Annotated in this window: 14 protein-coding genes, 1 tRNA gene and 2 pseudogenes; 10 read left to right on the forward strand and 7 right to left on the reverse strand. The window is 37.3% G+C overall.

The window, feature by feature from the left end:
* The first annotated feature begins 21 nt into the window (after nt 1–21).
* The 4 genes from H6F62_RS08755 to H6F62_RS08770 all read left to right on the forward strand — a co-directional run bounded on the left by H6F62_RS08755 (nt 22) and on the right by H6F62_RS08770 (nt 8,895).
* Nucleotides 22–1,086, forward strand: coding sequence for a mannose-1-phosphate guanylyltransferase (locus tag H6F62_RS08755; protein WP_190371825.1), 1,065 nt, complete (start codon nt 22–24; stop codon nt 1,084–1,086).
* A gap of 383 nt (nt 1,087–1,469) precedes the next feature.
* Complete coding sequence (locus H6F62_RS08760; RefSeq protein ID WP_190371826.1) at nt 1,470–6,311, forward strand: type ISP restriction/modification enzyme; 4,842 nt, start codon at nt 1,470–1,472, stop codon at nt 6,309–6,311.
* 589 nt (nt 6,312–6,900) lie between these two features.
* On the forward strand, nt 6,901–7,881 hold the full coding sequence (locus tag H6F62_RS08765; RefSeq protein ID WP_190371827.1) for an ATP-binding cassette domain-containing protein: 981 nt from the start codon (nt 6,901–6,903) through the stop codon (nt 7,879–7,881).
* Between the two features lie 225 nt (nt 7,882–8,106).
* Entirely contained in the window at nt 8,107–8,895 is a 789-nt protein-coding gene (locus tag H6F62_RS08770) for an ABC-2 family transporter protein (RefSeq protein ID WP_137909635.1), read from the forward strand.
* A gap of 269 nt (nt 8,896–9,164) precedes the next feature.
* On the opposite strand, the gene H6F62_RS08775 is transcribed toward H6F62_RS08770, so the two are convergent.
* Both H6F62_RS08775 and H6F62_RS08780 read right to left on the reverse strand, forming a co-directional pair.
* On the reverse strand, nt 9,165–10,877 hold the full coding sequence (locus H6F62_RS08775; RefSeq protein WP_190371850.1) for a serine/threonine-protein kinase: 1,713 nt from the start codon (nt 10,875–10,877) through the stop codon (nt 9,165–9,167).
* A gap of 87 nt (nt 10,878–10,964) precedes the next feature.
* On the reverse strand, nt 10,965–11,804 hold the full coding sequence (locus H6F62_RS08780) for an alpha/beta hydrolase (RefSeq protein WP_190371828.1): 840 nt from the start codon (nt 11,802–11,804) through the stop codon (nt 10,965–10,967).
* Nucleotides 11,805–11,960: 156 nt separating this feature from the next.
* On the opposite strand from H6F62_RS08780, the gene H6F62_RS08785 reads away from it, so the two are divergent.
* Nucleotides 11,961–13,493, forward strand: coding sequence for a SagB/ThcOx family dehydrogenase (locus H6F62_RS08785; RefSeq protein ID WP_137909634.1), 1,533 nt, complete (start codon nt 11,961–11,963; stop codon nt 13,491–13,493).
* 83 nt (nt 13,494–13,576) lie between these two features.
* On the opposite strand, the gene H6F62_RS08790 is transcribed toward H6F62_RS08785, so the two are convergent.
* Nucleotides 13,577–13,649, reverse strand: a tRNA-Ala gene (locus H6F62_RS08790).
* Between the two features lie 328 nt (nt 13,650–13,977).
* Nucleotides 13,978–14,457 carry a molybdenum cofactor biosynthesis protein MoaE gene (locus H6F62_RS08795; protein WP_137909633.1) on the reverse strand — a complete coding sequence of 160 codons (480 nt, stop codon included), beginning with the start codon at nt 14,455–14,457 and terminating at the stop codon, nt 13,978–13,980.
* Between the two features lie 120 nt (nt 14,458–14,577).
* Here H6F62_RS08795 and H6F62_RS08800 point away from each other — a divergent pair, with 120 nt between their 5' ends.
* The 4 genes and pseudogenes from H6F62_RS08800 to H6F62_RS08815 form a co-directional block, all read left to right on the forward strand.
* Nucleotides 14,578–15,603 (forward strand): DMT family transporter, encoded by a 1,026-nt coding sequence (locus tag H6F62_RS08800; RefSeq protein WP_190371829.1) that lies wholly within the window; start codon nt 14,578–14,580, stop codon nt 15,601–15,603.
* A 69-nt stretch (nt 15,604–15,672) separates the two neighbouring features.
* Nucleotides 15,673–16,575, forward strand: a complete 903-nt coding sequence (locus H6F62_RS08805) for an LD-carboxypeptidase (RefSeq protein ID WP_190371830.1) — start codon at nt 15,673–15,675, stop codon at nt 16,573–16,575.
* A gap of 58 nt (nt 16,576–16,633) precedes the next feature.
* Nucleotides 16,634–16,759 (forward strand): annotated as a pseudogene (locus H6F62_RS08810) (LD-carboxypeptidase); the annotation flags it as partial.
* Between the two features lie 58 nt (nt 16,760–16,817).
* Nucleotides 16,818–16,943: pseudogene (locus tag H6F62_RS08815) on the forward strand (LD-carboxypeptidase); the annotation flags it as partial.
* 133 nt (nt 16,944–17,076) lie between these two features.
* Here the strand turns inward: H6F62_RS08815 and H6F62_RS08820 are convergent.
* The gene (locus H6F62_RS08820) at nt 17,077–18,228 is read right to left on the reverse strand and encodes an FAD-dependent oxidoreductase (RefSeq protein ID WP_190371831.1); all 1,152 of its coding nucleotides are present in this window, start codon (nt 18,226–18,228) and stop codon (nt 17,077–17,079) included.
* Nucleotides 18,229–18,543: 315 nt separating this feature from the next.
* Between H6F62_RS08820 and H6F62_RS08825 the strand changes: the two genes are divergently transcribed.
* Entirely contained in the window at nt 18,544–19,992 is a 1,449-nt protein-coding gene (locus tag H6F62_RS08825; RefSeq protein WP_190371832.1) for a S8 family peptidase, read from the forward strand.
* 24 nt (nt 19,993–20,016) lie between these two features.
* Here H6F62_RS08825 and larE read toward each other — a convergent pair whose 3' ends face one another.
* Together larE and H6F62_RS08835 are read right to left on the reverse strand one after the other, a co-directional pair.
* A complete protein-coding gene (gene larE / locus H6F62_RS08830) occupies nt 20,017–20,865 on the reverse strand; it encodes an ATP-dependent sacrificial sulfur transferase LarE (protein ID WP_137907919.1) in 849 nt (282 codons plus the stop codon).
* 195 nt (nt 20,866–21,060) lie between these two features.
* Nucleotides 21,061–24,090: a valine--tRNA ligase gene (locus H6F62_RS08835; RefSeq protein ID WP_190371833.1), complete on the reverse strand. Its 3,030-nt coding sequence runs from the start codon at nt 24,088–24,090 to the stop codon at nt 21,061–21,063.
* Nucleotides 24,091–24,106: the final 16 nt, after the last annotated feature.

Genomic DNA, 24,106 nt, shown 5'->3' on the forward strand with positions numbered 1-24,106 from the left:
GCATTGGGTGTGCTTTCGAGTATGAATAATTTATTTTTTCCTGTGATTTTAGCAGGTGGTAAAGGTGAACGTTTTTGGCCTTTGAGCCGACTGGACAGACCTAAACAATTTTTAAGTCTTGATGGTAGCTCTCAGAGCTTACTACAAGCAACCGCTGATCGATTGTTACCATTGGCTGACGGTTGGCAAAACTTGTGGGTAATTACCTCTAGCGCCATTGCCCAAGGGGTGAGAGAACAACTTCCTGATTTACTAGAATCAAATTTACTCATTGAACCTTTAGGACGAGATACCGCCGCTGCTGTTGCTTGGGCAAGTTTAGAAATTAACAAGCGTTACGGAGAAAACGCTATGATTGGTTTTTTCCCGGCTGACCACTGGATTGCTGACCCAGAGGTATTTTTAGCTACCCTGTCCGCTGCTACCGAGTTGGCAAGAACTACCCCGGCAATAGTGACTTTGGGAATCAAACCCAATTTTCCATCAACTGGCTATGGTTATATTGAGCAAGGCGAGAAATTATGTGACTTTAATAACTTGCCAGCTTATCATGTTCAGCGTTTTACTGAAAAGCCCGACCAGGAAACAGCCGCAACTTTTTTATCTACAGGACGGTTTAGCTGGAATAGTGGTATGTTTGTTTTTCAAGCCGGTGTTGTTTTAGCAGAATTACGCACCCATGCACCAGAAATTATCCAACCTTTAGAACAATATGGCCCTGATATTTATCCCCAGTTACCTAAAAAAAGTATAGATTACGCGCTGATGGAAAAAACTAGTTTAGCTTATGTTTTACCTGTGGCATTTGGTTGGGATGATTTGGGTGATTGGAATGCTATTGAACGTTTACTAAAACAAGAGGATAATCCTAATGTAGAACTTGCTACTCATGTTGGCTTAGATACTCAAGGAGCTATTGTTTATGCCTCCAATCCTGATGATGTAATTGTTACTATCGGTTTAGAAGATGTGGTCATTGTCCGCGATCGCAATGTTACCCTAGTAGTGAAGAAGGATCGTACCCAGGAAATTAAGCAGATCCTGAAAACTTTGCAAAACGATGGCCGATTTACGGACTTATTATAGAATTTAAAACCCTGGTAGATAGCTCAAACTGTTGTTAACCATTATAACTTATAGATTGTATTCTGTGAAATAACAGATTTGAGCCTTTTTTTTTGGTGTTACATAATTTGCATAATACTGGTATCAATTATGGTTTCTATGTTTCCCCCCAAAACCCAAAGGTGCAAAAGTTTTTTCATCAAAAGTCATCAAAAGTCAGCAGAAGTTAATCTAAGTTAATCCAAGTTAATATAAGTTAATATAAGTTAATATAAATTAATCCCATCAGACCTTTACAACTATACGTAAGTGTAGTTATTATATTAATCCATAGCCTCATTGCCATGCGCTGGGTGGGAATGAGAAAACGAGCAGGGGATCTGGAAGATAGGAGAAATCTGAATATGACTATTGGCAAAATATTAAAGGAATTTAGACAAAATTCTCAATCTCCCCGGGAATTAGGAGATAAATTTGAACGGTTAATGTTAACTTATCTCAAAACTGATCCCATCTACAAAGAGTATTTTAGCGAGGTTTGGTTATGGATGGATTTCCCGAAACGGGGAAATATGCCAGATACAGGTATTGACCTAGTAGCAGTCATCAGAGATACTGGCGATTATTGTGCTATTCAATGTAAATGTTATGGAGAAGACCAGACTTTAGAAAAATCAGATATAGATTCATTTTTCACCGCTTCCGGGACAAATTTATTTAAAAAACGCATGATTATTTCCACTACAAACAAGTGGAGTAAAAACGCCTTAGCAGCTTTAGATGGTCAACAAATTCCTGTTATTCGTGCTACTATTTACGATTTAGCCAATAGTCCCATTGATTGGGATCAATTCAGTTTAGAAAATCCTGATCATTTAGAACTTAAACCTAAAAAAAAAATTAGGCCTCATCAACAAACCGCTTTAGAAAAAGTCCTCACGGGTTTTCAAACAGGAGATAGAGGTAAATTAATAATGGCTTGCGGTACTGGTAAAACCTTTACCGCTTTGAAAATCGCCGAAAATTTCCCTAAAGAAAATAATTTAATTCTCTTTTTAGTTCCTTCTATTTCTTTACTTTCCCAAACTTTGCGAGAATGGACTGCTGAAACTGATATTAATTTTCATAGTATTGCAGTTTGTTCTGATGTGAATGTGGGTAAAAGTAAGCAAAAATCTAAAAATGATGATCTTGCAGATATTACAGTTAATGATTTAGCGTTTCCTGCCACAACTAACGCCAATGATATTATAAAATCCTATCACAATATTCAATCTAAAAATCAAAAAGAATTAACCGTTATTTTTTCTACCTATCAATCAATTCAAGCTATATCAGATGCACAGAAACAAGGTTTACCAGAATTTGATTTAATTATCTGTGATGAAGCCCATAGAACCACAGGAGTAACTATTGCTGGTGAAGATGAATCTTATTTTGTCAGAGTACATAATCAAGATTTTATCCAAGCTAAAAAACGTCTTTACATGACAGCAACTCCAAAAATATATAGTGATGATACCAAAGTCCAAGCACAGGAAAACGACGCTTTTTTATGTTCCATGGATGATGTAGATATCTATGGTCAAGAATTTCATCGTTTAAGTTTTGGGGAAGCTGTCAGCGTCGGTTTATTAACTGATTATAAAGTCATGGTGTTAGCAGTTGATGAAAAATTTGTGAGTGCTACTTTTCAACAACAATTAGCAGACGCAAATAATGAGTTAAATTTAGATGACGCAGTTAAAATTGTCGGTTGTTGGAATGGTTTAGCTAAACGTTTAATTAAAGATGCTCAAGGGGAAGATATAGAAGATAATAACCCTATGAAACGGGCGGTTGCTTTTTCTCGTAGTATTAAAGATTCTAAAAAGATTGTTGATGTATTCGCTGATATTATTAATCAATATCAACAATTGAATCCTGATGATGAAGATTTCTTAGAATGTAATTTAGACCACGTTGATGGTACTCAAAATTCTTTAGAAAGAAACAGTAAATTAGAATGGTTAAAAGCTGAACCCCCCCTAACTCCTACAAAGGGGGGAAATAGCGGTAATATCTGTCGCATTTTATCAAATGCGCGGTGTTTATCCGAAGGTGTGGATATTCCCGCGTTAGATGCTGTGATGTTTCTTACTCCCCGTAATTCCGTAGTTGATGTCGTCCAGTCCGTTGGTAGAGTCATGCGGAAAGCTGAGGGGAAAAAATACGGTTATATTATTTTACCGGTTGGTATTCCTGCTGATATACCTCCCGAAGTCGCTTTAAAAGATAATCAAAAATATCAGGTAATTTGGCGAGTTTTACAGGCTTTACGCTCCCATGATGACCGATTTAATGATACTGTCAATAAAATAGAATTAAATAAACGTCGTCCTCCCCAAATTGCTGTTATTGGAGTGGGAGGTAAAACTGAAAATGATGGTAGTTCTCAAAGTGCAAAAAAAGGCAGTTCTTACAAACAATTAGAATTAAATTTTCCCATTGAAGAATGGAGAAATGCCATTTATGCGAAAATAGTTACTAAATGTGGTGATAGACAGTATTGGGAAAAATGGGCTAAAAATGTAGCGGAGATTGCTGATACTCACATTTCCCGAATTAAAGCATTATTAGTAGGGGCGAACGGCCGTTCGCCCTTACAATCAGAAGCGAAAAAAGTATTTGATGAATTTATCACAGGGTTACATCAAAATATTAATCCTAATGTCACCGAAGATGAAGCCATTGAAATGTTATCTCAACATTTAATTACCAAACCGGTTTTTGATGCTTTGTTTGAGGGTTACGAATTTACTAAATATAACCCGGTTTCCCAGACAATGCAAAGAATGTTAGATGTGTTAGAAGGTCAATCTTTGCAGAAGGAAGTCAAGACTTTAGACAAGTTTTATGAAAGTGTCAGAAAAAAAGCTAGTGGTATTGATAATGCAGAAGGAAAACAGCGGATCATTATTGAATTATATGATAAATTTTTCCGTGCGGCTTTTCCCCGGTTGGTAGAAAGATTGGGTATTGTTTATACTCCGGTGGAAGTGGTAGATTTTATTATTAAAAGTGCTGATTTTGCTTTAAAACAAGAGTTTGGTGTGGGTTTAACTGATGAGGGTGTGCATATTTTAGACCCCTTTACCGGGACGGGTACTTTTATGGTGCGGTTATTGCAAAGTGGGTTAATTAAACATGAGGATTTACAACGGAAGTTTAGTTATGAGTTGCATTGTAATGAGATTGTTTTATTAGCTTATTATATTGCAGCAATTAATATTGAGGAAAGTTATCATTTTTTAGCTGGTGGTGAATATCAACCTTTTAATGGCATTGTTTTAACAGATACTTTTCAAATGTTTGAAAATGCAGGTTATTTGTTAGAAAGTATCTTTCCTGAAAATAATCAACGGGTAATTAATCAAAAGCAAAGGGATATTACTGTGATTATTGGTAATCCTCCTTATTCTGCTGGACAAACTAGCGAAAATGATGGGAATAAAAATCTCAAATATGAAAATTTAGATCAAAAAATTGCCAATAGTTACGCTAAACATTCCACAGCTACGAATAAAAACAGCCTTTATGATTCTTATATTCGCGGTTTTAGATGGGCTAGTGATAGAATAAAAGACCAAGGTATAGTTTGTTTTGTCAGTAATGGTTCATTCATTGATGGTAATGCAATGGATGGTTTTAGAAAATGTTTGGTAGATGAATTTACTAGCATTTATTGTTTTAATTTACGAGGTAATCAAAGAACTTCGGGAGAACAATCAAGAAAAGAAGGGGGTAAAATTTTTGGTTCAGGAAGTCGTGCTACTATTGCGATTATTTTCTTAATCAAAAATTCCAGTAAGAAATCAGAAAATAAGGTATTTTATCATGATATTGGTGATTATTTAAGTCAAAAGGAAAAATTAGATATTATTAAAAATTTTGGTGATATTTCTACTATTAAATGGCAAGAAATCACCCTTAATGAAAATTATGATTGGATTAACCAACGTAATGATGATTTTGAAAGTTTTATTTCATTGGGTGATAAAAAAGATGCAACTAGTAAAACTATTTTTGATGTTTATTCAAGAGGTCTTGAAACTACTAGAGATATTTGGGTTTATAACTTCTCTTATCAATCAGTTATTGATAATATTACGAGAATGATTGATTTTTATAACCAGCAAGTTGAAGAATTTAAAGAATATTTAAAAGATAAAAGATTTGTTAATACTAAAGATAAGGAAAAGCTGGTAGAATCTTTTGTTGATACAGACACAAAAAAGATTAGTTGGTCAAGTAGTCTTAAACAACAATTACAAAGAATAAAAATTATTGAATATCAAGAAAAATCTATTGTAAAAGGTATATATAGACCATTTTGTAAACAATGGATATATTTTGACAATTATCTAAATCATCGAGTTGGCCAAATGCCTAAAATTTTCCCAAATCAAAACTTAGAAAACTTAGTAATTTGTGTAACTGGAATTGGTGTTACAAAAGATTTTAATGCTTTAATAGTAAATACACTTCCTGATTTAAATTTCCATCAAGCAGGTCAATGTTTCCCCTTATATACCTACGAAAAACAAAGCGAACTAGGAGAACTATTTGCAACAGCAACCACAGAACAATACACCAAAAAAGAAAATATCCCCGATAGCATTTTCAAAGAATATCAGCAAAAATATGAAGACACAACCATCAGCAAAGAAGACATCTTCTATTACATTTATGGAGTATTACATTCACCCGAATATAAACAACGCTTTGCGTCAGACCTGAAGAAAATGTTACCACGAATCCCCTTTACTGCGGATTTTTGGACATTCAGTCAAGCCGGTAGAGAATTAGCGTATTATCATCTCAACTATGAAACCATAGAACCTTATGAATTAGAAGAATTTAAAAAAGATTTATATTTAGATAACCAAGATTATCAAGTCGAAAAAATGGTCTTTGGTAAGAATAAAAACGGCCTAGATAAAACCATCATCATCTATAATAGTAAACTTACCCTATCCCAAATCCCCTTAGAAGCCTACGAATATATAGTAAATGGCAAATCAGCCCTAGAATGGATTATGGAAAGGTACAAAGTCACCAAAGATAAAGATAGTGGCATAATTAATGACCCTAACCATTGGTCAGAAAATCCCCGTTATATAGTGGATTTAGTCAAAAGGATTGTGAGGGTCAGTTTAGAAACCGTGAGAATAGTTAAAAGTTTACCAGCATTGAATGAATGGTAATATACAATCAACCTAGGGGGTAATTCATGAATTACCCCTACAAATAAACAGAATAACCATAAAACCAGCAGCGTTTATCTGCGTTTATCTGCGTTCAATATTATTATAGTCCGAATCAGGATAACCAGGATTTGAGGATTTACAGGATGTGATTTTTAAGTTTTCGGTTTTGGTTTGGGTTTTCTTGTCTTGAATCAGGATAACCAGGATTTGAGGATTTACAGGATGTGATTTTTAAGTTTTCGGTTTTGGTTTGGGTTTTATTGTCTTGAATCAGGATAACCAGGATTTGAGGATTTACAGGATGTGATTTTTAAGTTTTCGGTTTTGGTTTGGGTTTTATTGTCTTGAATCAGGATAACCAGGATTTGAGGATTTACAGGATGTGATTTTTAAGTTTTCGGTTTTGGTTTGGGTTTTCTTGTCTTGAATCAGGATAACCAGGATTTAAGGATTTACAGGATGAAACTCAACCCAACAACTACGACTAAATCATTATTTGTCACGGGAAAATCAGGATCAGCTAGTTTATTCGCCAATGATATGCAATAATTAATATTATTCCCTATTCCCTATTCCCTATTCCCCTATGTCAATTATTGTTGCAGAAAATCTGAATAAATCCTATCCAGTAGCAATTAAAAATCCAGGAATAAGAGGAACAATTACCCACTTTTTTCGTCGTAATTATCGTTTAATTAAAGCCGTTCAAGATGTTTCCTTTACTATTGAACCTGGGGAAATTGTCGGTTTTTTGGGTTCCAATGGTGCGGGGAAAACTACGACTTTAAAAATGCTAACAGGATTAATTCATCCTTCAAGTGGTGTAGTTAAAGTCGGTGGTTTTGTTCCTTTTCGTCGTCAGGAAACATTTCTCCAAAAAATCACCTTAGTCATGGGACAAAAACAGCAATTAATCTGGGATTTACCCGCTTTAGATTCTCTGAAAATTAACGCCGCAGTTTATAATATTTCTGATAAAGAATTTCAGCGTCGCGTTGGGGAATTAACAGAAATGTTGGGTTTAGAAGGTAAACTAACTCAACCAGTGCGAAAATTATCATTAGGGGAAAGAATGAAAGCCGAAATATTAGCCGCACTTTTACACCGTCCCCAAATCTTATTTTTAGACGAACCCACTTTAGGGTTAGATGTTAATGCTCAGGTAGGAGTCCGTCACTTTTTAAAGGAATATAATCAACTTTATCAAGCAACTGTATTATTAACCAGTCATTATATGGCTGATATTACAGCTTTGTGTCCACGAGTATTATTAATTCACGAAGGAAAATTAATGTATGATGGTAGCTTAGAGGGATTATTAGAAAGTTTTGCTCCCTATCGAGAAATTTATGTCGAATTAGCTCAAGTATTACCATTAGCACAACTTATGTCCTATGGTGATGTACAAATGGTCGAAGAAAGAGCAGTAAGATTTATTGTTCAACAAGAAGCATTAACTCAGACTGTATCCCGGATTTTAGCTGATTTAGCAGTGGTAGATTTAACAGTTACAGAACCACCAGTAGAAGAGGTAATTGGCCGAGTTTTTCAAAAAGGATTTATTTGATAAAACCCCACCCTAACCCTCCCCTTACCAAAGGGAGGGAACTGTAACCTGTCCCCTCTCCCCTCTCTCCTGTCACCTGTCCTCTGTAACCTGTAACCTGTCCCCTGTCCTCTGTCACCTGTCCCCTGTAACCTGTAACCTGTCCCCTGTCCTCTGTCACCTATAACCTGTCACCTGTCCCCTGTCCCCTGTCACCTGTTCTCTGTCCCCTGTCCCCTGTCACCTATGAAAAAAGCGATTAAAAAAGCCTTAACTTTACTGTCAGTTTACTATGCTTATATGCTGGAATATCGCTCAGAATTAATCCTATGGGTTCTAGCAGGTTCTCTACCAATGATTATGATGGGTGTTTGGGTACAAGCAGCCGAAAGTGGTAAATTTGGTTTTCAACCTGTGGATTTTGCTCGGTATTTCTTCGCTGTTTTCCTGACTAAACAAATTAGTGTAGTTTGGGTAATTTATGACTTTGAAAAAGAAATATTAGAAGGTAAACTTTCTCTAAGATTATTACAGCCTTTAGATCCAATTTGGCATCATATTAGTAATCATTTAGGTGAAAGAGTCGCTCGTATGCCTTTTGTATTACTTTTATCCACATTCTTTTTTGTTCTCTATCCCCAAGCCTTTTGGTTTCCTGATATAGGTAATTTATGCTTATTTATCTTAGCAGCAATTATGGCTTTTGCTTTAAGATTTATCATTCAATATACCGTTGCTATGGTTGCATTTTGGACCGAAAGAGCAGCAGCTTTAGAAAATTTATGGATGTTGTTTTTTCTATTTTTATCGGGTTTAATAGCACCTTTAGATGTCTTTCCCGAAAATATCAGAAACATAGTTATGTTAACACCTTTTCCCTACATGATTAATTTCCCAGCCAGTATTTTGGTGGGACTACCTGTAAATTTAACTAGGGGATTTTTGTCAATTATTGGTTGGTTTCTTGTATTTTTGGGCGCTAATCGTTTTTTATGGCGTAAGGGTTTAAAACGCTATTCTGGTATGGGGGCTTAATACGGTCTTGGTTTATCAAGGTTTGAGGTTTATTGGTTCATATTTATGTTAGTATATATTTAATTATATCTAATATATAAGATGGTGCGTTACGCTGTCGCTAACACACCCTACCTGGGTCTTGGTTGATCAGGGTTTGAGGTTTATTCGTTCATATTTCGTTATTATATCTATACTATACAATTAAATATATTATGGTGCGTTACGCTGTCGCTAACACACCCTACTCACCTATCACCTATCACCTATCACCTATCACCTATCACCTATCATCTGTCACCTAAATTACTGGGTATGGTTTTAAATTTATCTGGTGAACCTAGAGAATAATCTTCTAATTTAAAATCAGCAAATGGTTTTTTCTCTAATCTATCTCTTAAGGCTTCATCTAATATTACACCTGCGGCTTGTTTTTTCACCCCAATAATAATAATACTGCGTTGATAGGCTGTTGAGTCTTGGTTAACTTGACAGTCTTTTCTCTGAAATTGTCCCAAATTTAATAAGCGATAACCTTTAATACTGGGTATATTACTAAATATCTTTTTGACTAATAATTGAATTTGTTGAGAACGTTCTAAAGCGCGACTTTGTTCTGCGATAATATTACCCTCACAGGAGGCTGTTCCCACGGAAATAATCTCGCTGGGATTTTCCATAATTGTCTGGATTCCTTCTTGTTCTAAATTAGATTTTAAGGAATCAATTGTTATAGTTTGATTATTATATTTAATTTGGTAGGTGCTGCCTAATTGCCATTTATATTCTACTGATAAAACCGCAATATTAAACTCGGCAACTCTCCCTTGACTATCTTTCCCTTCTTCATAGGGAAAATAATCAACTTTGCCTTTTTTAACTGGTGCTTGTCCATAGTCAGCAGGTAAGGCTACAAATTTATTGTCTCTAAATCCTAAGGCTACCCACCACAGTAGTAATAAGGAAACTATTAAAGCTGCAAACCAGGACAATAATGGTAATTTTTCCGGTTGTGTTTGTGGGGGAATAACAGTATTAGTGGTAGTTGTTTGATTAACTATGGCTGTTTTTTCTGTTCCGCTAATATTCACGGTTGCAGATGTATTTTGTGAGAGTTGATCCTCAATTTCTGCTAATCTTTGATAAATTTCTTGAGTATTCCTAGGGCGTTGATTTACTTGGGTGGACATTAACCAATCAATCAAATCTAATAATAATGGAGAAATGTGATTTGCATGATGTCGCCATTTTAAAATATCTAAGTTAGGATCATATAATTCTCCAGGTTGATATCCCGTTAATAAAAATACAAATGTCCGTCCTAATGCAAAAAAATCTGATGGGGGTATGGCTTGTCCACGCATTTGTTCTAAAGGGCTATAACCTGATGATGAAATTGCTGTCATTCCCCCACTAGCTAAATAGGTTTTGGTAATTTCTCTAGCTGTACCAAAGTCAATTAATACTAATTGTCCATCAGGACGAATCATGATATTTGATGGTTTAATATCTCTATGGAGATATTGTTGATTATGTACTAACGCTATTATTTCTAATAATTGTTTTAACCAGGCTATGGCTTGAACTTGAGAAATGGGGCGGTTTTGTTGTTGCTTTAACCACTCTTCTAAATTAGGTCCGGCAATTTTTTCCATAATCAGACAATGGAGTATAAGATTATTTCTGGTTTGATAGGGAAAGTAATCTTCTGCTGCGGGAATACCAGGATGATTTAATTGTTTTAATACATTAAATTCTTGTTGAAATAATGAGACTGCTTTAGGATCATTAGTTAATTCTTGTTTGAGGACTTTGAGAATTTTTGGCCTATCTTGTTGATAAGCTTCGTAAATTTTACCAAATCCAGTTTGGTCACTTAATAAACGTAAAACTCGATAACGTCCGATTAATTCTAATTGAGAACCACAACTTTGACAAAAGCGGTTTTCGTCATTATCTGGGTGGTTGGGTTGAGGACAAACTGGATTAATACAAAGACTCATAATAAGTAATTGGTAATTGGTAATGGGTAATGGGTAATGGGTAATTGGTAATGGGTAATGAGACATTGCGAATTATCTGTAATTATCTCATTTTTGTGCTGCTAAAAAACTGGCAACTGTTTGATTAAATTCTGTTGGGTTAGTTAAGAATGGCCAATGATTTCCGGGGACTTGACGAATAAGTAAATTTTTGAGGTTGGTTTTGTAAGGTTGAATTTGCCAATTTTGGCGGTTGACACCTTTTTCTGGTTGTATAAAGAGGGCAGGTGTGTCAACTGGGTGAATAAAACCTGGTACTTCCATGACTGCATCAAAAATGCCATCACGGGCTGCTATAGTAAATTTACTACCCCAAGTACCGTCGGGTTTTTGTACAATTGCAGCTTGAAAAACTTGCTGTTGCAAAGAACTCCAATTTTGATATTGACTGAGTTGTTTAATTGTTTGTTCGGCTGCTTCGTAACTGGTAAAGGGGCCCATGCTTTTGAGGAAGGGTAAAACACGGTATAAAAGGGGAAATATGATTTTCAGAAAACTGGGCATTTTCCAAATAAAAATGGGGTCTACTAATGTGATACTTTTTAATCTGGCTGGGTTTTCTCTAGCCCAAATGGCGGCTAATTTCCCGGTCCAGGAATGGCTGACAATATGAGCCGCAGGCCACCCCAGTTTATCCATTAATGCCTCTAAATCGGAAATTGCACTTTTAAAGGTGTAATCTTTTTCTGGCTTGCTGCTCTCACCATGACCACGCATATCCGGCGCGACTATATGGTAATCTAATTTTAAATAGTCTCCCAAACTTGACCAAACTAAAGCATGATCAGCCATACCATGTAACAATATTAATGGTTCTTGACCTTGATTCCATTCTAGGTAAGAAAGTTGAATATCAGATGTTGAGAGAGTTTTACGTATAGGTGTCATTTGCTCAATGTTCTCCAGGACTGGTGGTTAGAAATTTTAGCAGAAAAAATCAATTTTCAGGTTTGAATTTTTAATTGATTTACGGGAAATCATGGAGCTAATAAATGTCAACGTCAATGGTAGGAATACAAGGATATTAAATTACAATTATTTATTATGCCAGAAATACATCAATCCATAGCCCAACATTATCACGAACGGACTAAGTATGATCCCCAAACTCTAGCTGCTAAAAATTATAATTTAGACTGGGCTAAACAACCAGTACCTTTCAAAGAGTACAAAATCGGTGCTGATATTGACTTAAAACCTTATCTACAAGAAAATACAGAAATATTCGCCCATGATCAAGATGCTCAATGGTGGTACAGGCTCTCTCACCTATTATTTCACAGTTATGGACTGACGGCAAAAATGCCTTCTATGGGTAGTGCAGTATATTTACGTGCTGCTCCCAGTGCGGGGGGTTTATATCCGGCTGAAGTATATTTAGTTTCTCGCGGTACACCTTTGTTACCACCAGGACTTTATAATTATCAATGTCGAACTCATTCTTTAATGCACTTCTGGGAAAGTGATGTTTGGCAAAATTTACAAGAGGCTTGTTTTTGGCATTCTTCCCTAGAAACCACTCAATTAGCTATTATTACTACTGCGGTTTTTTATCGTTCTGTTTGGCGTTATGAAGATAGAGCCTACCGCCGAATTTGTCTCGATACTGGGCATCTTTTAGGTAATATTCAATTAGCTTGTAATCTGGCAAATTATCGCTCTTATTTAATAGGCGGTTTTGTGGATAAAGCGGTTAATGATCTACTTTATATTGATCATGAACAAGAAGGAACGACCGCTGTTTTAGCTTTGGCAGATTTGTTAGATATTCGCCAAAATTTACCTAAAGCCAGCACTGCTTTACCTTCTACCACTGAAACTAATTATCCATCTATTCCTGACGGTGAACTACTAAAATATTTTCATTTACGGACAGAAATCACACAGACTACTAGCAGTAATTTAAAGTTACCAACTGTCAAAGAAGAAAGGTCTTTAGAGGATAAATATAATTTTCCTTTCTGTGATAAAATTCCTACTAGGACTGCGCCAATTTTTTGGGGGGAAAATTTATCAGAATTAGCAAATACTATCTATAAACGACGTTCTACTCGTGCTTATACTGGCGATAATTTAAGTTTTGATCAACTAAAAGCTTTACTTGATTTCACTTATCAACCACAAAATTATGTTGACCAAAATTTAGATCCTGACCCTGATTATTTTGACTTGAATTTAATAGAAACTTTTGTGGTGGTTTCTGGAGTTCAAGGCTTAGATCCAGGTTGTTATTATTATGCACCTAAAGCCCAAGAATTACGGCAAATTCGCTTTAAAAATTTCCGTCGGGAGTTACATTTTCTCTGCTTGGGACAGGAATTAGGTAGAGATGCAGGAGCAGTATTATTTCATACTGCCGACCTCAAAAGTGCGATCGCTCAGTATGGTGATCGAGTTTACCGTTATTTACACACAGATGCAGGTATTTTAGGACAAAGATTGAATTTAGCAGCAGTCCGCTTAAACTTAGGTGTCAGTGGTATCGCTGGCTTTTTTGATGACCAGGTTAACGATGTCTTGGGTATTCCTGCTGACGAAGCAGTCATTTACATTACTACACTAGGAAAACCCAGGTAATCAGGTCCTCAGGTCCTAAAGTCATAATGTCCTAAGGTCATAGTCATGGAGTATCTAGAGTTTATTTTATTTTGATTATGCCATGGAGCTAAGCGGATTCGAACCGCTGACCCCCTCAATGCCATTGAGGTGCGCTACCAACTGCGCTATAACCCCGAAATCCCAATTTAGTCAGCTTTTGAGCTTTCTAAGCTTTCTATTAGGTGAGTTTTCTTATCATCTCTGTTGAGATTATATCTCACTTGATGTCAATTTTGTCAAGATATTTATGTTAAGAAATATTAAGCAGTGAATGAACATGAAAACTCTAGAACCCCTGTTACCTGTAACCTGTTCCCTGTAACCTGTTACCTGTTACCTGTTACCTGTTACCTGTTCCCTGTTACCTGTTCCCTGTTACCTGTAACCTGTTACCTGTAACCTGTTACCTGTTCCCTGTTACCTGTTCCCTGTTCCCTGTTACCTGTTACTTGTTCCCTCCTACTTAATGCTGACAATTATTTATAGAAATCCAAGATGAATCTACTACTCTTGAACCATCTTCTCCAATCTTGTAATAATGTTCCTTTTTCCAAATAGGTGCGTTGTGTTTTAACGTATCAATAGCATATTCACAAGCCGCAAAAGCTTGTCCACGGTGGGGACAACCTATAGCTACAAGTACACTAATTTCCCCAATTGACAATCTGCCAATGCGATGATATATTGCCACCCGACCGATATCAGGCCATTGATGGCGAATATGATCAGCAATTTGATAGAATACCTGTAAAGCCATTGGTTCATAAGCTTGATATTCCAAAGCCACCACAGACTTACCGTCAGTTTGATTACGAACCATACCACTCATGATTACCACTGCACCATGAGCAGGACTATCCACCTGACTATAGATTTCCTCTACAGACAATGGTGCTAGTGTAATTCCAAAACTATCTTCAACCCTGGGTTTAATTGTGATCATTTATCTTATACTCCTAATATCTAACCGCGAAATATCCAGGCAATTCAAAAAACCCCAAAATCAGGTAAAGTAAAGCTAAAGTAGTATATTCATCTATTTACTAAAAACCACGATCATCTCATGCAAGTGCAACTCAGTGGATCTAAAAATCCCCTAACGTATCTACTATTAATCGCTCCTTTTTTCCTTTGGGGTACAGCCATGGTGGCCATGAAAGGTGTAATTCCCCACACTACACCCTTATTTATGGCTGGAGTCAGGTTAATACCTGCGGGGGTACTAATTCTCATGGTAGCAGCATTCATGGGTAAACCTGTACCTAAAAGTTGGTTAGCATGGTTATGGATTATTATATTTGCTTTAGTTGATGGTACTTTATTTCAAGGATTTTTAGCAGAGGGTTTAGTCAGAACCAATGCTGGTTTAGGTTCGGTCATGATAGACTCCCAACCTCTAGCAGTAGCTTTACTGTCCCTCTGGTTATTTCAAGAACATATTGGTTTATGGGGATGGTTGGGGTTAGGTTTGGGAATCACAGGAATTAGTCTCATTGGTTTACCAGAAGAATGGATTTTTCATCTTTTTGATTCAGGAGTGACAATTAACCCAGCTAATTGGCAAGATTTATTTAATAGTGGTGAGTTATTAATGTTACTGGCTGCTTTATCAATGGCTGTGGGAACGGTGTTGATTCGGTTTGTGTGCCGATATGCAGATCCAGTCATGGCTACAGGATGGCACATGATTATCGGAGGCTTGCCTTTGTGGGGAATTTCTTCGGTATTAGAAGCTCAACAATGGCAAAATCTTGTACTATCAGATTGGATAGCCTTAAGTTATGCTACTGTATTTGGTAGTGCGATCGCTTATGGTTTATTTTTCTATTTTGCTTCCAGTGGAAATCTCACCAGTTTAAGTTCTCTGACCTTTTTGACACCGATTTTTGCCTTAATATTCGGTTATATTTTCCTCTCAGAGGTCTTGACAATTATCCAATGGTTAGGTGTTTTTCTCACCTTAATCAGTATTTATTTAATCAACCAACGGGAGAATATTGGAGTCAAAAATCAGACAATTACTATCACAGAAACAAATACCCCAGAGGAATCATTAGTTTTAGAACTATCCTCGAAAAAAGTCCCTTAAACAGAGCTAAATCACCGATAACTACCAAAAATATAACAAAAATATAACTATTACTTACATTTTCTACCGATGTCACTCCTTATCTTACCTCCATATCTCAAACCAGGTGATTTGCTGCGCGTGATTGCTCCTAGTGGTGCATTACGAGAAATGGAAGCGTTTCATCAAAGTGTGGAAATTTGGAAAGCGCGTGGTTATCGGGTTGAAATTTCAGCCAACATAGATAATAAACATGGTTATCTCGCTGGTACAGATATCCACCGTCGTCAGCAACTAGCCACAGCATGGGAAGATCCAGAATGTCGGGGTATCCTCTGCGCGAGAGGTGGTTTTGGCTGTACCCGGATTTTAGAAGATTGGAATTGGCCAGAAAAAAATATCATTCCCCCTAAATGGTTAATCGGCTTTTCTGACATCACAGCCTTGCTGTGGAGTCTCTACAACGCCGATATTGTCAGTGTCCATGGTCCCGTCCTCACCACCCTAGCTAATGAGCCAGAATGGTCAATACAGAGGCTAATGGACATAGTAGAAGGTCGTCCCCTCGTACCTTTAAAGGGTAAAGGTTGGGGTGGTGGTACAAGTACGGGAATCTTGCTTCCTGGTAATTTGACAGTAGCAACCCATCTTTTAGCAACACCGATTTTACCTGACTTTGAGGGTGTAATCTTAGCCTTAGAAGATGTAACAGAAGCACCCTATCGGATAGATAGAATGTTGACTCAATGGCGATTAAGTGGTATTTTATCTAAAGTTCGCGGTATTGCCTTGGGAGGATTTACAAAGTGTGAAGCCGCAGCCAATGTACCTAGTTTTACTATAGAGGAAGTATTGCGGGATTGTTTGGGTGATTTGGGTATCCCCATAGTTTCTCATCTCCCCTTTGGTCATGATAGCCCCAATGCTGCTTTACCTGTGGGAATGATGGTGACATTAGACGCTGAACAAGGGATACTGTATTTTTTCCCATAGATACAGCAAGTAGTTTTGAGTGAGGTACAATTTATGCGGGCAAGATGCCCGCACCACAAGAGTTTTATCATTAATAATAGTTTCTCATCTCCCCTTTGCTCATGATAGCCCCAATGCTGCTTTACCTGTGGGAATGATGGTGACATTAGACGCTGAACAAGGGATACTGTATTTTTTCCCATAGATACAGCAAGTAGTTTTGAGTGAGGTACAATTTATGCGGGCAAGATGCCCGCACCACAAGAGTTTTATCATTAATAATAGTTTCTCATCTCCCCTTTGGTCATGATAGCCCTAATGCTGCTTTACCTGTGGGAATGATGGTGACATTAGACGCTGAACAAGGGATACTGTATTTTTTCCCATAGATACAGCAAGTAGTTTTGAGTGAGGTACAATTTATGCGGGCAAGATGCCCGCACCACAAGAGTTTTATCATTAATATCTGTACTTTATAATACCGGGAACTGCTGTAAATTAACTATGAGGTAATCAACTGTATCAAAACTGTCTCATAAAACGGCGATCAATCCAGTCTTTCCAGTACCATAATAATTGATGAGGGGGTAAGGTGAAACTGCCTCTAGTAGCTAATGCCTTTCCGTCTCCCGTACTAATTAAACTCAAATAAGTTTTTTGTGGTTGATAGGGTTTAAGTGACTTTCCCAAAATCATCCTTTTTAAATTCTCATATAAAGGTTTACCTTGACGCACCGCAAACACACCCGCTTTGGGGAGATGATGATTGATCATGGTCGCAATATCACCAGCTGCAAAAATATGGGCATGAGTAACAGATTGCAAATTATTATTCACCAAAATAAAACCTTTTTCATCTGTACCAATTCCCGAATCCTTTACCCACTCTGCTGCTGATGCTTGTGTCACCCAAAAAACTTGATCACATTCAAATTCTAACCCAGATTGACATTTAATCTTTAGCTTTTCCTTCCCTGGAGCAACTTGATTTACCGTTTCTCCCAAATGCAATTTCACACCTTTATTAATTAAAACTTTCTCCATAATTAACCGCACAGATAAATGATAATTTGGCATTATTTCATGACTTTTCTGCCATAAATGTACCTGTAAATCATCTATTCCCAAATTTTGCAACCCTGCTGGCATTGATAAAGCTAATTCCACACCACCAGCACCACCTCCCACAATACCAATATTGAGAGTTTTTTGCGAATTTATAACCACATTTTCCCGTAATTTATGCCAATGTTCTAAAAATTGTGCCACTGGTTTAGCTGCAATTGCATATTCTACTGCACCTGATACAGACAATTTTCCAGGAGTGCTACCAATATCAATAGAAAGAAGATCAAAATCTATCACAGATTGCTGATCACAAAGCAGTTGATTATTTTTTAAATCTAGCCCAATGACTTGCTCAAGATACAATTGTGCGCCAGCAAATCTACATAACTTTTCCCAATCGATATGACATTGAGTATAATTGTAAAATCCGGCAATATATCCCGGTAACATTCCCGAATATGGTGTATATTTATCTGGGGTAATTAAGATTAAGTTTACTCCTAATAGTGGATAAATGGCAAAAAGTTTTAAGACAATAGCATGACTATGACCACCACCAACCAAAACTATATTTTTATTTTTATTTTTATTTTTATTTTTGATCATAATTTTTTTCACAACCTCAGTTAAAACTTACTATTAATTTACTAACCAACTTATAAATATGAAAAAAGCATAATTTTGTCATGAAATCATCGCTTTTACATTATTTTCATGTCATCAAATATTAATTTATTTTTGTTGTTAAAATTATTCATTAAATATTAGTTTATTCGTAATAAAAACATCTTTTTAGATCACTAACTCATAGTATTAATTAAATAAGGGTAATAACTGACAAGTTTAAATTATTGTATTTGCAGATTTTGACAAAATTACCTTGTCAAATAAAATATTGCTATTCTCAGGGATTAAACACTTATGCCATTTGATATTTTTCAAAAGTTTCTATCTGCAAAAGAAATCCAATATACAGCTATTTCCCAAACTAATGCCTTTGAAAATCCCACTGATAATATTAATAATATTACGGGTTGGGGTAATCATAGTTCTTCTTCCCCAGATCAGTTAAAAACAAATTCCCCTGTTGTCACCAATAGTAATTATAACTCAAACAATGGCTATGGACTAGTAAATGCAGGATTAGCAGTGAGTAAAGCCGCTGGTGTTAGTCCCTATGAAGATGTTCCTAACTTGGGTGGTAATAACTGGGGAGCGGATCTGATCAAAGCTCCCACGGTCTGGAATAATGGACATACAGGACAAGGGATTATTGTAGCGGTTATAGACACTGGCGTAGACTACAACCATGAAGACTTAAAAAATAATATTTGGATCAATACCAAAGAAATAGCAGGTAATGGGATAGATGATGATGGCAACGGCTATATTGACGATGTTCGAGGTTGGAATTTTGATAATAAAAATAACAATGTTTTAGATAATAATGGCCATGGAACTCATGTTTCTGGAACTATAGCCGCAGAAAACAACGGTATTGGCGTTACTGGTATTGCCTATAATTCCCAAATTATGCCCGTCAAAGTTCTAGATGCCAATGGCTCAGGTTCTTACTCAAACATCACCAAAGGCATTTATTATGCAGTTGATAATGGCGCGAAAGTGATTAATCTCAGTCTAGGGGGTGACTCTGCTAATGATACCCTGAAATCAGCCATTGAATATGCCAGCAGCAAAGGTGTAATTGTGGTTATGGCAGCGGGCAATAATGGCGACTCAATACCATCCTATCCTGCCCGCTATGCCTATAATTCAGGAATTGCTGTCGGTGCGGTAGATCAAAATAATAACTTTGCGAACTTTTCTAACCGTTCTGGTTCTCAAGAAATCGCATACATTACCGCCCCAGGAGTTAATGTTTACTCTACAGTACTTAATAATCAATATGACACTTACTCTGGTACTTCTATGGCTGCTCCTCACATTGCCGGTGTTGTTGCCCTCATGCTTAGTGCTAACCCTAACCTAACGGAGAGTCAAGTTCGGCAAATTATTATTAGTACATCTGCAAATAGTACCAGTCCGACTGAGCCAACAACGCCTACACAACCGGGCTTAGAATTCCCATCTTTCTTTCCCCCACTAGACTCTTTTTTTCCTCTGGAATTAACTGATATAGTATCACAATTGCCTTTGAGCTTCCAATCCCCAACCCTAACCTCTATTACCCTTCCTCCCATTTTTCCGTCTCTGGAAACACCACCCGTACAGCCGTCTGATTATTCTCAAGAGAAACAAGCAAATCCCTTCCTGGTGCAAGTGACACTGCACTATTATGAAAGCGAAAGCAATGCAATGGCCAGGTGTAATTCACTAGAGCAGCCAGGGATGCCCCACACCCCCCAATAATTAGACTGATTTAGATTATACAATCTAAATGCTATACAGATGAGATGATGATTTTCTCACAGCGACTTGAGGTAAGACCTGATTTAGTTTACCACTACGATAACCTTCTAAATCCAAGGTGACATAGATAAATCCCCAGTTTTGAAATACAGATACTAGACTTGGTAAATCTGTCGTTGTTACAAAATCTTTAATTTTATCCGGTGATAATTCAATTCTAGCTGTATCACCCTCCGAACGTACCCGGAAATTTTGCCACCCCAGGTTTCGTAAATAAATTTCCGCCCTACCTACCCGCTGTAATTTGGCTATAGTAATTTCTTCACCGTAGGGAAAGCGGGAACTTAAACAAGGTTGAGCGGGTTTATCCCACCAAGGTAAACCTAGTTGTTGGGAAATTTGTCTAACTTCGGCTTTAGTCACTCCAATTTCTGCTAAAGGTGATCTTACACCTCTTTCTTTTGCAGCTTGGATTCCTGGACGATAATCATGTAAATCGTCTGCATTGACCCCATCTACTACATAAGGATAACCTAATTCTAAAGCCAAGGGTTTTAGTGTATCGTGTAATTCACTTTTACAAAAATAACAACGATTTACCGGGTTAGATGTATAATTGGGATTGTCCATTTCTTGAGTTTGGACAATTTTGTGAGCTATGCCGATAGTTGCGGCTTGAATTTTCGCGTCTTCTAATTCTTCTGGTAATAGAGAAGCAGAAACCGCAGTTACAGCCAATGCGCGATCGCCTAAAACATCATAAGCGATCTTAGCCACTAATGTACTATCAACTCCCCCAGAATAGGCTATCAAAGCCTGGTCAATTTCCTGAAATAAAGCTTGTAATTGTTCTAGTTTTTCTGTCCAACTCATCCCCATCAAACCCCATAACGCCTCTATTATTTATATTATCTATTTTCAGGAAAATGCCGAAAACTCTTGAAGGTGCGTCCGGGGAGGACACACCTATACTTTTGAACTTTTAACAGGGAACTCTTAACAGGGAATGGGGAAGAGGAATAATTACCAATCACCCATTATACTTAAACCAAGCTACGTAGGCGAGATCTACAAAAACGTCTTCAGACGTATGCGTAAAATTTCTGCTTGTTTTTCGGCTTCTACTAAAGTAGCCCTAGTGCTTTCTACCACATCTGCGGGGGCTTTATCCACAAATTTAGAATTGCTTAATCTAGCAGTCAAAGATTGGGCTTCGGCTTGGGCTTTTTGCAAAGCTTTCTCCAATTTAGCCCGCACAACTTCAATATCTACAACTCCTTTTAAGGGAATTACTACCTGTACAGTGCCGACAACACCCGCAATGGAATTTTCTTTTTCATTTTCGGTTACTGTTGTTAGAACTTGTGGTTCAGTTGGTGTTTGACTAGCTGGAAAATATTTTGCAAATAACTCTTTTCTTGTTTCAGCATTGAGTAAATAGCGGAAAGCAAACCAACCGGTATAACCCAAACCAATTAGTTCAAAACTAGTGCCAAAAATGGGAATATCTAACGCAGTATTTGCCACAAATAAAGCTACTCGCAAAGCGATAAACCCAAGAATACTTACAGCAACGGTCGTGATTCCACTCCAATATTTACTATCTTCAACTGGTGGAGTTTCTGCGGGAATCACAATAGGATTATTATCAACAATTGTCAATGTTTCAACTTTGGCTAAATCTTGAATATAGGCCTGTCCCGCAGTGAGAATAAACCTTTCACTTTCGCTTTCACTTTGCAAATTTGCAGTAATTTTTACCCCTGGTTTAATATCTGCTTCTGCTCGTAAATTGCGAATTGTGCGAATTGTGTCAATTAATAAATCAAACTGGGTTTCCAATACTGAATCAATCAGTTTATAATCGGGTTCAGGATAGGATTGTAAAGGTAACAGTTGGGGATTTTCCGCTGGTTGTTGGGTGAGAGTTTGCCAGATTTCTTCAGTAATATGAGGCATAAAGGGATGTAATAATTTTAAAATCCCTTCTAAAACATAAGCGATGATTTGTTGGGCAATTTTGCGAGATATAGGGTCTGCATCTTTCTGTAATCTGGATTTTACTAACTCAATATACCAATCACAGAAATCACCCCAAATAAATTCATAAAGTCCTTTTGCTGCTTCTCCTAAACCATAATTATCAATGTCATGATTTGTTTGTTTAACAACTTGGTTAAAACGGGAAAGAATCCACCTATCACTTAATTCTGTGGGAACTGGTTGACCTAATTGGGCTGGAGTTTGTCCGTCCAAATTCATCATCACAAATCGGGCTGCATTCCACAATTTATTGGCAAAATTGCGAGAGGCTTCTACTGAAATCGATTCATCTTTTTTCCGGTCATATTCTAAACGAATATCTTGACCAGCGCCAGCAACTTCCTTAATTAAGGTGTACCGTAAAGCGTCCGTTCCATATTTGGAAATCAACAATAAAGGATCAATACCATTATTTGCAGATTTTGACATTTTCTTATTATTTTCATCCCGAACTAAACCATGAATATACACAGTTTTAAAGGGCATTTTCCCAGTAAAATGTGTACCCATCATTGTCATTCTTGCTACCCAGAAAAAGATAATATCAAAACCAGTCACTAGGGTAGTAGTCGGGTAATATGTGGCTAGGTCTTCCGTTTCTTCCGGCCAACCTAAAGTTGAAAATGGCCACAGTCCCGAAGAAAACCAAGTGTCTAAAACATCGGGGTCTTGTATTAATTGGACATCTTCCCCAAATTGGATTTTAGCTTTTTCTAAGGCTTCTGCTTGATTGCGGGCGACAAAATAAGGAGTTGTATCCGTAATTTCCCCTTGAGTTTCGCTAATAGCATACCAAGCGGGGATTTGATGCCCCCACCACAATTGGCGAGAAATACACCAATCACGTAGATTTACTAACCAATCACGATAAACTTTAGTCCAACGTTGGGGGACAATTTCCGGGGAATCTTGGGTATCGAGTAAATCTAAGGTTTTATCAGCCAGAGGGCGGATTTTGACAAACCACTGGGTAGAAAGGAGCGGTTCAACAGGGACTTTACCGCGATCGCTATAAGGTACTGTATGTTTATATTCTTCAACTTTAACTAAAACGCCCTCAATTTCTAACCTAGCGACCAAGTTTTTACGAGCAACAAAGCGGTCTTGACCTTGAAAATCCCCCGCATTTTCATTCAGTGTACCGTCCTTATTCATAATATTAATGAACGGCAAATCATGACGTTTACCCATTTCAAAATCATTGGGGTCATGGGCTGGAGTCACTTTAACACAACCCGTCCCAAAGGTCGCGTCCACCAATTCATCACCAATAATAGGGATTTCTCGGTTCATAATTGGTAAAATTACGGTCTTACCAATCAGATGTTTATACCTATCATCATTGGGGTTAACTGCCACTCCTGTATCACCTAACATAGTTTCTGGGCGAGTTGTCGCCACTTCCAGAAAACCAGAACCGTCACTGAGGGGATAACGGAAGTACCATAAATTACCATTTACCTCTTTAGGTTCTACTTCCAAATCAGATACAGCCGAACCCGAAGCAGGACACCAATTGACTAAATAGTTACTACGGTGAATTAAACCCTCTTCATGGAGACGAATAAACGCTTCTAAAACAGCCTTTGATAAACCCGCATCTAAAGTAAAGCGTTCCCTAGTCCAGTCTACAGATACCCCTAACCGTTTTAACTGATTAATAATTGTACTACCAGATTCCGCTTTCCATTGCCAAGCCCGTTCTAGGAACTTTTCTCGTCCCAAATCATGACGAGTTTTTCCCTCGGCCTTGAGTTGTTTTTCTAGAATCGTTTGCACTGCTATACTAGCGTGGTCAGTTCCCGGCAACCAGAGGGTATTGCGTCCTTTCATGCGGTGGTAACGCACCAGGGTGTCAATGATAGCCCCTTCAAAGGCGTGACCCATGTGCAAACTACCAGTAACATTAGGTGGGGGGATAACGACACAGTAGGGTTCACCTTTGTGGTTAGGGTCGGCCTTGTAAACCTGGTGATCTTCCCAGAATTTTTGCCATTTGGCTTCTGTGGAGAAGGCTTCGTAAAGACTAGGGAGATTAGGAATAGTTACAGTCATGTTGAGAATAATAGAA

It is taken from the genome of Anabaena sp. FACHB-1391, from assembly GCF_014696755.1.
Classification (GTDB): Bacteria; Cyanobacteriota; Cyanobacteriia; order Cyanobacteriales; family Nostocaceae; genus Dolichospermum; species Dolichospermum planctonicum.